The following is a 14,309-nucleotide window of genomic DNA, read 5'->3' as shown; positions in this document are numbered from 1 at the left end:
TTATTTCGGTAAGTTTCTGTCATCTTATGATGAGAAATCCTCAAAATACTTATTAATTACTGTTGGATAGATGATGTTCAGTTATTTTCTTAAAGCATAACAAATGTGTTTCTAGCTGGTGGTTCAAATTAATCAACGAGTCAGAGCAAAGAGTATTATCTGGACTAACTTTCCAATAAAGTTGGTAGTTTTGCTAACAATCGAGCATTGATTGCCTTTCAACTGAAGACTATGAACTTTGCTGAACTACCGTGGTGTTGGTGTTGTGTTTAGACTTGCAGGAAAATTAGGTGGCAGAACTTTAACTAGCTGCTGACTTTGCCAATTCTGCTAAATTTTGGGTTGCAATAGTGGCAGTAGGAGTTGGCGTGACGGGTGGGACAGTTGCTGTAGGAGTTTCTGCAACAGGTTGAGCGCAGGCAGACAGAGCAACTAAGCTACCGATGCCAATAATATTTAACAATGCTTTTCCTACTATGTCTTTGTTCGCTTTCATACCTTGATGTAGAATCCAGTTAAATAGGGAATTATTAATAATAGTTAATGAATTTGTGGATATAGTCACTTACTATAACGACATAATTTGTAGTATGAAAAATGTTAATACAATAAATTTATAAATTATACAGCTTGTCATCATCCAAAAGAGGTAGTTTTTACAGAAATTTTGGATATAAATTCTTTAGCAAAATCTGTTGCAGGAATGTCAAGTAATATTTCAAAGTTAAAGATCCCCGATTTCTTTGAGGAATCGGGGATCTTGTTTTTTACGAATGATTTAGGACTGTTGAGATTAGATATCTAGATCGGTGAAGTTGAGTTTAGAGCCATAGGTTTCGATGAATTCTCGTCTGGGTGCGACCCGATCGCCCATTAAAATTGTAAAGATGCGATCGGCTTCTGCGGCATCCTCAATTTCGACTTGCTTCATTTTGCGAGTTTCTGGGTTCATTGTGGTGTCCCAGAGTTGTTGTGGCATCATTTCACCCAAACCTTTGAAGCGTTGGATGGTATAGTTGGCGTTAGCAGGGAATTTGGCGATCGCTTGATTTTTTTCGCGATCGCTATAGCAGTACTCATGATTACGTCCCCGTTCTACTTTGAATAGTGGGGGACAAGCAATATAAATAAAGCCTTGTTCGATGAGTGCCCGTTGATATCGATAGAAGAATGTTAACAACAAAGTACGGATGTGCGCTCCATCTACGTCAGCATCTGTCATGATGACTATGCGGTGATAGCGCAGTTGGGTAGAATCGAATTCATCACCTTTGACACCTAAACCGAGTGCTGTAATTAACGATTGAACTTCGTTATTTTTATAAATTTTAGCGTCATCGGTTTTTTCAATGTTGAGAATTTTACCACGTAGAGGCAAGATAGCTTGAGTGCGGCGATCGCGTCCTTGTTTGGCACTCCCGCCTGCTGAGTCCCCTTCCACAATGAATATCTCAGATTCGCTAGGATCGCGAGAACTACAATCTGCCAATTTACCAGGCAATGGCGAAGATTCTAGTACAGATTTGCGTCGAACTAATTCCCGCGCATGACGCGCTGCTTCTGCGGCTTTGAAAGCTTGGATAGCTTTATCTAAAATTGAGTCTGCGATCGCCGGGTGAAATTCTAGATACTCGGTGAGGACTTCTCCTACCAGAGAATCGACAATCCCCCGTACTTCGGTGTTACCGAGTTTAGTCTTGGTTTGTCCTTCAAATTCTGGATCTGGGACTTTAACGGAAATTACCGCAGTCAAACCTTCGCGGACGTGTTCACCACTTAGGTTAGTTTCATTCTCTTTAATTTTATTGCGCTTGCGAGCGATCGCATTTAATGTCCGAGTCAAAACCGCCTTCAACCCTTCTAAGTGCGTACCACCATCGACGGTACGAATATTGTTGGCGAAACCTAGCACATTATCCGTGTAAGCATCAGTACACCATTGCAAGGAAACTTCCACTTGTACATTGTTGCGTTCCCCCTGCACATAGATAATTTCTTCATGCAGAGGCTGCTTCTCGCGGTTCATGTAGGCGATATATTCTTTAATACCACCCTTGTAATCGTAGGATTCTACCTTTGGTGTATCGCTTTTTAGTAGTTCTAGACGATTGTCAGTAAAGGTAATTTTGACACCTGCATTCAGATACGCCAACTCCCGTAGGCGACCTGATAAAGTGATGTAATCAAACTCAATGCTAATTGTAAAGATTTGGGTATCTGGCTTGAAAGTGACAGAAGTTCCAGTTCTCGCTTCCTTGTAAGCTTTGGTTTGCAGTTCAGTAACTGGGATGCCGCGTTCATAGCGTTGGAGATGAACCTTTTTATCTCGCCAAACTGTAACTTCTACAACTTCAGATAGGGCATTAACAACAGAAATACCAACCCCGTGTAATCCTCCAGAAACCTTGTAGCCACCGCCGCCAAACTTACCACCAGCGTGCAGTACCGTCATCACGGTTTCCAAAGCCGATTTTCCGGTGCGCGAATGAGTATCAACAGGAATACCGCGACCATCATCTGTTACAGTCACGGAACCATCAGCGTTGATATCCACTTCTATATGAGTGCAATGACCCGCCAAAGCCTCATCAATTGAATTGTCCACCACCTCGTAAACTAGATGGTGGAGTCCTCGCGGCCCAGTGGTACCGATGTACATTCCTGGTCTTTTGCGGACGGCTTCCAGACCTTCCAGAACTTGAATCTGATCGGCACTGTAACTGCTCGTCATGTAAACTCTCCTGATGCGTGGGGTTAAACTCGCCTAAAAATAAATAAAAGCAAAAACACTCCAAAATTGTAACACAAAAGCCCTGCTAGCGTCTGTAGGGCATTTTCAAGAGAAGTTTATACTAGGGTTGCACTACCGTAGAAGATGGCACGGGAGCAGGGGGAGCAGGGGAGGTAGGGGAAGCAGGGCGAGAATAGCTTAATAACTAATGACTAATGACTAAATTAATTGTGATTTGTGGTGCGACGGCAACGGGTAAATCGAGTTTGACTTTGGCTTTGGCGATGCGGTTGGGTTCTGTAATTCTTAGTGCCGATTCTCGTCAAGTTTACCGTGAGTTTGATATTGGGACGGCGAAACCATCTGTGACTGAACAAAAATTAGTGCCGCACTATTTAATAGATATCTGCGATCCTACAGACACCATGACAGTAGCAGACTACCAGGAACAAACACAAGCCTTAATTGCTTCTGTTGATGTTAGGCCACTGTTGCTAGTTGGTGGTACTGGTTTATATATCCGTTCCATTGTTCAAGGAATGAAAATTCCGAGAGTTGCACCACAAACTGAATTGCGATCGCAGCTTGAATCTCTAGGTCAACCACAACTCTACGCAATTTTACAACAAGTCGATCCAGTTGCCGCACAAAAAATTCATGGCAACGATTCAGTGCGGACTTTACGAGCATTAGAGGTATTTTACGTCACCGGATATCCAATTTCAGAACAGCAAGGGGAGAATCCACCCGATTATCCGATTTTGCAAATTGGTTTAGATTGCGATGTTGAAAAGTTAGGCGCTCGTATTCAACAGCGTACTCAACAGATGATAACAAATGATTTAGTTGCTGAGGTGGAGTATCTTTGTCAAAAATATGGCGCTGATTTGTCTTTATTGAATACTTTGGGTTATCAAGAAATTAAGCAATATTTAGCTGGGGATATTTCCTTAGATGAAGCGAAAGAATTAATCATTTTACATACGCGACAATTTGCCAAGCGACAACGCACTTGGTTTCGAGCCTATCCGCAAATTGAATGGTTTGATGCGAATGCTCCTGATTTATTAGAGAAGGTTTGGCTGCGGATAAATGAGTTTATGAATTGTACAAGTTAGTGAGAAGTTTTTTACTCATGCAAAGACGCAAAATTTTTTGCGTCTTTACAGTAAGTGTCCTATAGGGTGTCGGGATCTACGCCCATAGCGCGTAGCCTATCTGCTAGTAATTGGGTGCGTTGTTCTGCTTGTTCGGCGCGTTGTCGTTCCTGTTCGGCGCGTTCATCTCCAGTCGATAAAACATTACCATCTTGGTAGCATCAGCGTAACCAAGTATCTTGTCTATCTTCAAATTTACCTTCCCACAAAGTTACACCTAAACCAACTTGTTCTAAGCAATTTTCTGAAGTTTCAAAGTAGCGCCTTCCTCTAAGTTCATAAACGCGCAACACTTTTTCTCCTAATTGCTGATTCTGGTCATATACAATGTAGTAACTAGCCCGCATTTGTTCATAAATTTTCAGCTTTTTGCCAAGTTCATCACCTTCTTTATTAGAGACAATTTCGAGGACAACCTCTAGAGGTTTGCCAAAACGCCAAACCATATAACAACGATTTTGTTTTTCCCACCAATTTTGAGATAGTTGCACATCAAAGCTAAGAAAAACGTCGGGTACAATTGCGGGTTGTTCATCTGTATGGTAAATACCGACATTCGCTGCTGCTAAAAAACTTTGCTGCTGTAAAGAACTGTAAAGAGAACTAATTAAAAGGCGTTTATGTTTGGAAGTAGCAAAATTCTCTAAAGTTTCATTTTCAGTGACTAGCTGGTTGGCATCTGGCACATAGTAATCATCATCATTGATTAAAACTTGCTGAACCATAATTTTATCCAGTATTTGAGAGCGTTATTTCTAGGTTAGTTAATTCAGGGTAGGAGGGTACGTAGTCGTTTACCTACAATAACGGATAGGTTGTGTCAAAATCTACAGATAAAGGTCTTTAGCATTAGCATGATGATTGGATACATACTGCGACAGCGTTACAAAATTATCCAAAAACTAGGAGCGGGTGGTTTTGGGGAAACCTATTTGGCTGAATACCCACAGGATTTACCTGTCAGCCCCAAGTATAAATGTGTCATTAAACGGCTGACCAGACCCCCGACACCAGACTTAGATACAGAAGAAAGGTTTAAGAAAGAAGCAGCAATTCTGTTCAAATTGGGTAAAGAACATCCGCAAATTCCTGAACTGTATGACTTCTTCGAGGAAAATAGAGAATTTTATATTGTCCAGGAATTCATTGAAGGGCATGACCTGAGTAACGAAATCATTTCAGGAAAACCGCAAAGTGAAGCTGATGTAATTCAACTTTTACAAGAAATTTTGGAGGTGTTAGCTTTTGTCCATCAACATAATGTGATTCACCGAGATATTAAGCCATTAAATTTGATGCGGCGATATTTAGATAACAAGCTTGTTTTAATAGACTTTGGGATTGTCAAAGAAATTAGCATTTTGGGGGTGAATGCTCAAGGTAAAATCAGTAGCACAATTCCAATTGGTACTCGCGGCTATATGCCAAGTGAGCAGCTTCATGGGCATCCCAAGTTATGCAGTGATATTTACGCACTGGGAATGACGGCAATTCAAGCCTTAACTGGAGTATCGCCGCAGGAATTACGAATAGATGCGGATACATTAGAAGTTATTTGGCAAGAACAAGCCCAAGTAAGCAACACACTGGTAGAAATTTTGACTAAAATGGTGCGGTATAGTTCTCACGAGCGCTACTCAAATGCAGGTGAGGCTTTGCAAGCCTTAAATCAGGCTGGTTTATTTTCATCATTACTTATTACCTCATTAAAACGGATAAAGATTGATAAAAAGTATGGTTATATTGACCAAACGGGGCAGATAGCCATTACACCCCAATTTGATATTGCTTGGGCCTTTTCTAAAGGATTGGCAGTAGTCAAGATGGATGAAAAATTTGGCTATATTGACAAAACGGGGCAGCTATTTATCCCACTAAAATTTGATGATGCTTGGGATTTTTCTAAAGGATTAGCATTAGTCAAGATTGATAAAAAATTTGGCTATATTGACAAAACGGGGCAGCTAGTTATCCCACTACAATTTGATGATGCTAAGAACTTTTGTGAAGGATTAGCATTAGTCAAGATTGATGAAAAATTTGGCTATATTGATAAAACAGGGCAGCTACTTATCCCACTACAATTTGATGATGCTTGGAACTTTTCTGAAGGTTTAGGAAAAGTCAGGATTGACGAAAAATCTTGTTATATCAATAAGACTGGACAAATTGTTATTCAACCCAATTATGATGATGCTTGGAGCTTTTCCGAAGGGCTAGCATTAATTAAAATGGGCGATAAGTTAGGCTATATTGGCAAGAGTGGTCAGCTAGTTATCCCAATTCAATTTAAAAATGCTTGTAAATTTTCTGAAGGATTGGCGTTAGTCAAAATTGCTGACAAGCTGGGGTATATCAATAAGATAGGGCAGCAAGTCATCCTATCCCAGTTTGATAATGCTCATAACTTTTGTGGAGGGATGGCACGGTTTAAGATGGGTAATAAATTTGGCTATATCGACAAAAAAGGGCAGCTAATAATCTCAGCCCAGTTTGATAATGCTGAAGATTTTTCTGAAGGGCTGGCACGGATTAAGATTGGTAAAAAGTGGGGCTATATTGATAAGATAGGAAAGATAGTAATCTCAGTCCAGTTTGATGGCGCTGATGATTTTTCTGAAGGAATGGCATGGGTTTCGATTGGTGGACGAGAGCATTATATAGACAAGATAGGAAAGTTTGTTTATTAATATATAAGAATCTGATTTGATTTTTGAAAAAATCCTGAGACTGAAAAGCCCGTTTTATCAGGGTTTTATCTGAAATCTTATTCAGGAATCAAACAGGATTCCTATATGACGTTGTAAGGGCTAATTGTAACCGCTAAGTGACCCTACCTCACTTTAGTCCGTACCCTAAACAAATAAATATAAGCAATTTGCTTGCCTCCGACTCCTTAAACTGAATTCAGAAGATAGGAGCGATCGCACTTACGCACTTTTGACTGCTATTCTTGCAACAATAGTAATTACAGCTATACTAACCAGCCTGCAACATCTACCTTGAATTTGAAAAAACTATGCTTACCCAAGATAAAAAACAACACAACTGGAAACCCATTCTCAAAGCATTCGAGGTTGTCCTTGGTAAAAATGGTGTGGTGCAACGCCGCGAAGAACTCATTACTTATGAATGCGATGGTTTAACTGGTTATCGCCAACGTCCGGCTGTGGTAGTGTTACCCAGAACTACAGAACAAGTTGCCCAAGTGGTGAAGATATGCAATCAATATTCTATACCCTTCATCGCACGCGGTTCTGGTACTGGTCTATCGGGTGGCGCTTTACCAGTGGAAGATTCTGTTTTAATTGTCACTTCATTAATGCGGCAAATCCTCAGCATTGATTTAGAAAATCAACGGACAGTTGTACAACCAGGGGTAATTAATAGTTGGGTAACACAAGCTGTTAGTGGTGCTGGATTTTACTACGCTCCTGACCCTTCTAGTCAAATTATCTGCTCTATTGGGGGTAACATTGCCGAAAATTCTGGTGGCGTACATTGTCTCAAATACGGCGTTACTACTAACCACGTTTTAGGATTAAAAATTGTTACGCCGGAAGGGGAAATTATTGATTTAGGCGGACAAATTCCAGAAATGCCTGGTTACGATTTAACAGGTGTTTTTGTTGGTTCTGAAGGCACTTTAGGAATTGCCACAGAAATTACTTTGCGAATTCTCAAAAGCGCGGAATCAATTTGTGTACTATTGGCAGATTTTACTAGCATTGAAGCTGCCGGGGCAACTGTTTCTGACATCATCAGCGCTGGCATTATTCCTGGTGGTATGGAAATGATGGATAACTTCAGCATCAATGCAGTTGAAGATGTTGTAGCAACTAATTGTTATCCCCGCGATGCTACTGCTATTTTACTAATAGAAATTGATGGTTTAGAAGTGGAAGTTGCAGGAAATAAGCAGCGAGTTACTGAAATTTGTAAAAAGAATGGGGCGCGGAATGTCACTTCTGCTACTGACCCAGAAACCCGATTGAAATTATGGAAAGGACGTAAAGCGGCTTTTGCTGCGGCAGGGCACTTAAGTCCAGATTATTATGTACAAGATGGTGTAATTCCTCGGACTCAGTTGCCTTATGTTTTACATGAAATTGAGGCATTGAGTAAACAATACGGTTATCGTGTTGCTAATGTGTTTCACGCTGGTGATGGCAATCTTCATCCGCTAATTCTTTATGATAATTCTGTGTCTGGAGCATTAGAACAAGTAGAAGAAATGGGTGGAAAAATTCTTAAACTTTGTGTTAAAGTCGGTGGTAGTATTTCTGGTGAACATGGCATCGGTGCAGAGAAAAGGTGCTATATGCCACAGATGTTTAGCCAAGTTGATTTAGAAACTATGCAATGGGTGCGGCAAGTTTTTAATCCAAAAGGTTTAGCAAATCCCGAAAAGATATTCCCCACACCACGAACTTGTGGAGAAGCAGCAAATGCATCGGCACTCAAGCAATTTGAAGGTGTGGAAAGATTTTAATAAGAAAGAATTCAGGAGTCAGAATTCAGGAGTTTGGAGTTTTGAGTCATAAGTTATTAGGTTTTGGTATCGTTAAGTATATTCATTACCAAAACTGGCTCCGTATAGCGGTTCTCGACAAGCGTGAGGTACAATTTTGACCTCTCTCCAAACCTCTCTCCTCTTAGGCTATGCATTAGTCACATGTTTCTTAACATTGCTGTAAGTAAGTCAGGAAAAGGATTATGGAACAATGCAACATGTAGATAGTTGACAAAAGGAGGAGAATGTGAATAAGGTTAATTTGATCGGCGANTATGTTTCCACAGGCTTGAGGTACGCTGCTGCTTGGTTGTGCTGCCAAGTCTTCTACGATCCTTACCAGACGCTTGTTTCGTCTTGCGTCTCCTAAATCTGCCTGTTTTAATTCGGATGCTGCCCATTTTTCCATGATGCACCATTACCCTCAAATATTCTCTTCTCTCAAAAACTATACCTATCAATGCTTTTGGCATATTTTAAGTAAGTTGTATTTTTGTTGAGAAAGATGCGGGTAATGGATAGCCCGGATAGGAGAGAGGCTTTGAATTGTTCCCCATTCCCGCTTCGGGAAGGGGGTTAGGGGGTTAGGGGGTTAGGTCTATTTGCATACTTGTACCTCACCGGATTGAAAATGGCTATACTATTTCAACTATTCTGACTCCTGAGTTCTGAATTCTGAGTTCTGAATCATCATTTCTTTACATCATCCGGAGGATTGCAACTTTATTTTGTAGTTATATATATATTCCGATCGCACTAGGTCACGCTTACAAATGAATCGGGTTGCTCGCCGTTGTGTTGCTTACTTGCTGTGTTTGGGATTAGTAGTCGCTTTAACAGGTTTTTTACCCTCTTCACTGCCAGTTTATTCCCAAAAAACCAGTCCTTTAACTACAGAAATTCGCGGCGTTTGGCTTACTAATGTTGCTAGTGGTGTACTATTTGTCCCTTGGGGTATTAACCGTGCCATAAATCAATTATCGACTCTCAACTTTAATACGATTTATCCTGTAGTTTGGAACCGAGGACATACTTTTTATAAGAGTGCTGTAGCCAAAATAACTACAGGTTCAGAAACTCAACCTTTGCTGAACTTCATGCACGGTGGACAGGATGTTTTAGCAAAAATAGTAACACTTGCCAAAAATAAACATTTGAGAGTCATTCCCTGGTTTGAATACGGGTTCATGACGCCGCATTATTCACAATTAGCAAGGCGTTATCCTGACTGGTTGACAATTGGGCAAGAAGGTATTAACTCTATTCAAGATGCCCCACCAGAAGAAATCGACAATCTTTTAATAACTAAACAAGCTTGGTTGAATCCCTTACATCCACAAGTACAAGAGTTTATCCAAGGGTTAATTTTAGAAGTAGTCAGGGATTACGATGTGGATGGTATTCAGCTTGACGACCATTTTGGAATGCCTGTACAGTTCGGCTACGATCGCTTCACTATTGAACTATACCAGCAAGAACATCAAGGTAAAAGTCCCCCTAATGACCCTTTTAACCCAGAATGGATGCGGTGGCGGGCAGATAAAATTACTGATTTTATGGCAGAAATCTATCAAGCTGTGAAGGCAGTTAAGCCCAAAATCAAAATATCTCTGTCTCCCAACTATCAAGCTTTTGCTTATAAATACTATTTGCAAGATTGGGAAAACTGGGTAAAAAAAGGTTTAGTTAATGAGTTGATTTTGCAGGTGTATCGAAATGACAAAAAGTCTTTTATCGCTCAACTAGAACTTCCATCTATAAAATTGGCTCAAAGTCTAATTCCTGTAGGTATTGGGATATCAACCGGAACGGTAGGTAATCCGGTAAAAATGGCACAAGTTAGAGAACAGGTTCAAGTAGTGCGCGATCGCAATTTTGATGGTATCTCCTTTTTTTACTGGGAGAGTCTGTGGGGTTACATCGTACCAGAATCACCCCAACAGCGACGCAAAGGTTTTTTTGAGATGTTTAATGCAAAAACTGTCAGACTATTAAAAACAAAGAAACTTTGATGCCATTCGCGCCTAATAATACTAGATTTGGCTTTACATTGCTGTGGACTTTAGCTACTTTTGGCGGATTTTTATTGAGTTTACTCTTAATTGAAGTCGGCGAAAAGCCAGATATTGGCGTGGTAGAGGCGGCTATCGGCGGATTTGCGATCGCACTTCCTCAAGGTTGTCTCCTCAAACAACCTATATTTTGTATCAGGTGGATTTTGTCAAGTCTTTTGGGTTGGAGTATTATCACTGCGATCGGTATTGGTGCTGTGGGTTGGATTGTACCTAGCACTCAGATTCTTCCCCTGAGAATCCTGTCAGGGGCGGTTTATGGAGCATTTGGCGGCTTGGGGATTGGATTAGCACAATGGTTAGCAATTCCCCAACCTGTAGCGTGGCGATGGATATTTGTCTCTGCGGCAAGTTGGGCTGTCGCTGTTCCCGTGGGTTCTGCTGTGGGGATGATCTGGCGTCACTTAAGCCAGTTATTTTTAGGCGAAGTCATCGGCTTAGGCATCACTTGGCTACTGGTTGGTATCCTCACAGGAATCAATGCTCACAAATTGCGATCTTAAGTTACCACAGACGCATTAATCGCATTTTTATTAAGAATAATAAACTTAATTGATATATACTTAGGTTTGTACTTAGATATATGCAATAATCTTAAAAAACTGTTAAAAATAAATTACAGTAAGTTTGCCTTAACCTGCAAATGTATTTTCACCTTCAAAAAGCAGGATTTTGTTAAGCTGACTCCTATTAGCTTTCCTAGATTTCTGACAAGAAGTAGAGAAAGATCAAAATTTCGATGAGCAACAGCTGACAATACTTTGCTATAGGCGCTAAAGTGCATCTACTACAAGCTTAACGACAAGAGAGCGCCTAGAAGAGTCAGTAATACAAGAGTGGGACTCTCGCATGAATATAAATCCAGTGGAATCAACTATGGAGTTGACAAAATTATCACCACCTCAAATTCTTTTCGGCACAGAAGTAGATGAAAAAAGTAGTAGCGAGCAGTTTCTACTAAGCATGTACGATTCTGTACAGGCATCAATATTTGTAGTTGATGTTTTGGAGGATGGAGATTTCCGATATGTGGCACTTAATCCCACTCATGAACGGTGGATAGGGATTCGCTCAGACGATCTCCGGGGCAAAAAACCAGAGGATATTCTCTCTGCTATTGATGCTGCAAAGGTGCGTCAACATTATGCTGACTGTGTAAGCTTCGGCACAACTATTTCTTACGAACAATGTTTGCAATTCCAGGGAGTTCCCACTTGGTGGAGTACGACTCTCACCCCACTAAAGGATGCTAACTCCAAGGTTTATCGATTGATTGGTACTAGTAGTAATATTACCTCTGTGAAGCAAGCAGAGCAAGCAGTTGGACTCCAGGTTGAACGAGAGCAACTGCTAGAAGCGATCGCTGGACGGATTCACCAATCTGTAGAATTAGAGACAATTCTGCATCAGACTACAATTGAACTGCGGCAATTTTTGAATTGCGATCGCGTGTTGATTTATCGTTTCGAGGCTGATGGTAGTGGAGTAATCATTGCCGAATCAACTGTAGCTGCCAGCGATCCCCTATTGGGAAAAAACATCAGCGATCCCTGCTTGGGTGGCAAACATCGAGAACTCTACGGGCGAGGTTGCATTCAAGTTGTCGAAGATATTTATGCAGCCGGTTTGCATCCTTGCCATATAGATTTCCTGACATCTTTGCAGATAAGAGCCAATCTCGTCGTGCCAATTTTCCAAAAGCAAGATATGTGGGGACTGTTGATTGCCCAGCATTGCCGTGAATCGCGTCAATGGCAGCAAACGGAAACTGACTTGCTCAAGCAGTTGGCAACTCAAATTGGCATTGCAGTCCAACAGGCAGAACTTCATCAGCAACTCCAGGATCTCAAAGCCAAGATGGAGTTACAGAAGCAGAAGCACATCAGTCAGTTGCAGCAGGTGCGAAACTTTGAAGCCTTGGTGCGACGCATGACAGAACAAATCCGCGACAGTCTGGATCAAACTCAGGTATTGCAGACACTTACCCAGGAATTAGTAAAGTTACTAAACCTTGAGCGTTGCCAAATTGAACTCTACAGTACCTGTCAAACTCTAGTTACTATTGCTTACGAATACAGTATTAATTTGCCCCAGTGTCAAGGATTAACCAAACAGATTGCAGACCATCTTGAAGTTTATCAGCCGCTGTTGCAAAAACAACCATTGCAATTTTTGGAAATGGCGCCGGAATGGCAACCAAAGTTGCTAGTTATGTCCCAGATGGCTTGTCCAATTTTTGATACTCAAGGAATTTTAGGAAATATTTGGTTGACAAGACCATCACAAGAGGCTTTTGACGAATTTGAAATCGAGCTAATGCAGCAGGTAGCAAATGAATGTGCGATCGCCATTCGTCAAGCCCAGCTTTACAAACAAAACCAGGCACAGGTAAAAGAACTAGAAAAACGCGATCGGCTCAAAAACCAATTTCTCAGAACTCTTTCCCAAGAACTGCGGACACCAATAACCAGCATCAGCCTTGCAGTCCAAACTCTCGAAAGTGTCCTCACACCAGCAGAAATATCAGAGATAGAAATAGTACCGCAACTCTTGCAGATTCTGCATAACGAGTGTGGGCGAGAAAGTAAGTTAATTAACGACTTACTCACACTCACATATCTCGAAGCGGAACCCGATCCTCCAACCTTGATTGCCATTGACTTTCAAAGCTGGCTTCACCCCATTATCGAGTCTTTTCGAGACCTCACCAACTGCCAGCGACAGCAGTTAAACCTGAGTGTCGATCGCGCGCTGCCGCCTTTGGAGACAGATATCACTGATTTGGAGCGGATTGTCACCGAACTGCTCAACCATGCCTGCAAATACACCCCTGCCGGGGAAGCGATCGCAGTCTCTGCTCAGTTGATTGGGGATGCAGTCGAGCTTAATATTACCAATTCAGGAATAGAGCTTACCAGCAATGAACTCTCGCGGATTTTTGAACCTTTTTATCACCTTTCCAAACACGATCCTTGGAAACATAGCGGCACGGGGCTGGAATTGGCATTAGTGCAGAAAATGGTCAGACATTTAGGTGGCTCAATTTATGTAGAGAGTGCAGCAGGTGAAACCACCTTCACCGTCAAATTCCCCTTTTAATTACTTTTTTGGGCATAGCACTAGCTAAATTATCAGAGGTTATGCTACGATTGTTATTCGTGTGGGTGACTAGCTCAACGGTAGAGCAGTAGACTCTTAATCTATTGGTTGCGGGTTCGATTCCCTCGTCACCCACTTTTTAAGTATTTTGTTTTTCTCTCAGTTTTCTCTCAAGGGATAAAATCAATTTACCCTATGAGACAGGATTGCAACGGATAGCTGGAATACAGAAAAATTATATGTCAGACTTAGTAATATAATTTTTGGTTATAATCCCTTTATAAAACCTGTTTCTGATAATTCCTAAGAACTTACTAGAAAATTTTTAATATAATTTATACCAAACTTGACTTTTTTAAAATTCTGTGCTTCAAGTTGATTTCATAATGGTGCTGTCTCTGCGGTAGAGTGCTATCACCTATATTTATATGTATGTACTTTGGTGTGGAAAAAGTTGCATACCAAAGTACATACTTAAGTATATTTTCATCCAACTTTTTATGCTTGCTAGGGAATCCAAGTCTTGATTGTTAAAAAATAGGTATATAAAGTGACTTAGCTTTTAAAACTATTTAATCAAGTGACTCAACGGGAACTTGTTAAGCAACTCAACAAAATTAATTACAGCTATTGCGACCGGAGCGAAGCAATCGCAAGGGCTAGGATTGCTTCATTTCACTACATTAGCAACCACATTGCGTAATTAATTATATTTACTAAATTAAGCACAAGTATTA

The 14,309-nt window shown here is 40.9% G+C and carries 8 protein-coding genes, 1 tRNA gene and 2 pseudogenes; 7 read left to right on the top strand and 4 right to left on the bottom strand.

Annotation, left to right across the window (positions count from 1 at the left end; translation table 11 throughout):
* Positions 1–301: 301 nt before the first annotated feature.
* Together CDG76_RS33740 and gyrB are read right to left on the bottom strand one after the other, a co-directional pair.
* Positions 302–496 (bottom strand): hypothetical protein, encoded by a 195-nt coding sequence (locus tag CDG76_RS33740; protein WP_190241069.1) that lies wholly within the window; start codon positions 494–496, stop codon positions 302–304.
* A gap of 297 nt (positions 497–793) precedes the next feature.
* Positions 794–2,731, bottom strand: coding sequence for a DNA topoisomerase (ATP-hydrolyzing) subunit B (gene gyrB, locus CDG76_RS33735; RefSeq protein ID WP_094353187.1), 1,938 nt, complete (start codon positions 2,729–2,731; stop codon positions 794–796).
* Positions 2,732–2,946: 215 nt separating this feature from the next.
* On the opposite strand from gyrB, the gene miaA reads away from it, so the two are divergent.
* Positions 2,947–3,849 carry a tRNA (adenosine(37)-N6)-dimethylallyltransferase MiaA gene (miaA, locus tag CDG76_RS33730; protein WP_094353186.1) on the top strand — a complete coding sequence of 301 codons (903 nt, stop codon included), beginning with the start codon at positions 2,947–2,949 and terminating at the stop codon, positions 3,847–3,849.
* Positions 3,850–3,908: 59 nt separating this feature from the next.
* Here miaA and CDG76_RS33725 read toward each other — a convergent pair.
* A pseudogene (locus tag CDG76_RS33725) lies at positions 3,909–4,613 on the bottom strand (Uma2 family endonuclease).
* 129 nt (positions 4,614–4,742) lie between these two features.
* On the opposite strand from CDG76_RS33725, the gene CDG76_RS33720 reads away from it, so the two are divergent.
* Positions 4,743–6,578 (top strand): WG repeat-containing protein, encoded by a 1,836-nt coding sequence (locus tag CDG76_RS33720; protein WP_190241068.1) that lies wholly within the window; start codon positions 4,743–4,745, stop codon positions 6,576–6,578.
* Positions 6,579–6,907: 329 nt separating this feature from the next.
* Positions 6,908–8,380 carry a glycolate oxidase subunit GlcD gene (gene glcD / locus CDG76_RS33715; protein WP_094353184.1) on the top strand — a complete coding sequence of 491 codons (1,473 nt, stop codon included), beginning with the start codon at positions 6,908–6,910 and terminating at the stop codon, positions 8,378–8,380.
* Between the two features lie 289 nt (positions 8,381–8,669).
* Here the strand turns inward: glcD and CDG76_RS36800 are convergent.
* Positions 8,670–8,810 (bottom strand): annotated as a pseudogene (locus tag CDG76_RS36800) (IS4/Tn5 family transposase DNA-binding protein); the annotation flags it as partial.
* A gap of 364 nt (positions 8,811–9,174) precedes the next feature.
* On the opposite strand from CDG76_RS36800, the gene CDG76_RS33705 reads away from it, so the two are divergent.
* The 4 genes from CDG76_RS33705 (at position 9,175) to CDG76_RS33690 (ending at position 13,707) form a co-directional block, all read left to right on the top strand.
* Positions 9,175–10,413, top strand: coding sequence for a glycoside hydrolase family 10 protein (locus CDG76_RS33705; protein WP_094353182.1), 1,239 nt, complete (start codon positions 9,175–9,177; stop codon positions 10,411–10,413).
* A complete protein-coding gene (locus CDG76_RS33700; protein ID WP_094353181.1) occupies positions 10,413–10,976 on the top strand; it encodes a hypothetical protein in 564 nt (187 codons plus the stop codon). Before CDG76_RS33705 ends, CDG76_RS33700 begins: the two co-directional genes overlap by 1 nt.
* A gap of 346 nt (positions 10,977–11,322) precedes the next feature.
* A complete protein-coding gene (locus CDG76_RS33695) occupies positions 11,323–13,572 on the top strand; it encodes a GAF domain-containing protein (RefSeq protein ID WP_094353180.1) in 2,250 nt (749 codons plus the stop codon).
* A 63-nt stretch (positions 13,573–13,635) separates the two neighbouring features.
* Positions 13,636–13,707 (top strand) — tRNA-Lys (locus CDG76_RS33690).
* Positions 13,708–14,309 lie beyond the last annotated feature (602 nt).

Origin of the sequence: Nostoc sp. 'Peltigera membranacea cyanobiont' 210A (assembly GCF_002246015.1) — a bacterium.
Classification (GTDB): Bacteria; Cyanobacteriota; Cyanobacteriia; order Cyanobacteriales; family Nostocaceae; genus Nostoc.
Note: the sequence above shows the minus strand (reverse complement) of the source record. Positions and strands in the feature narration are given on the sequence as shown.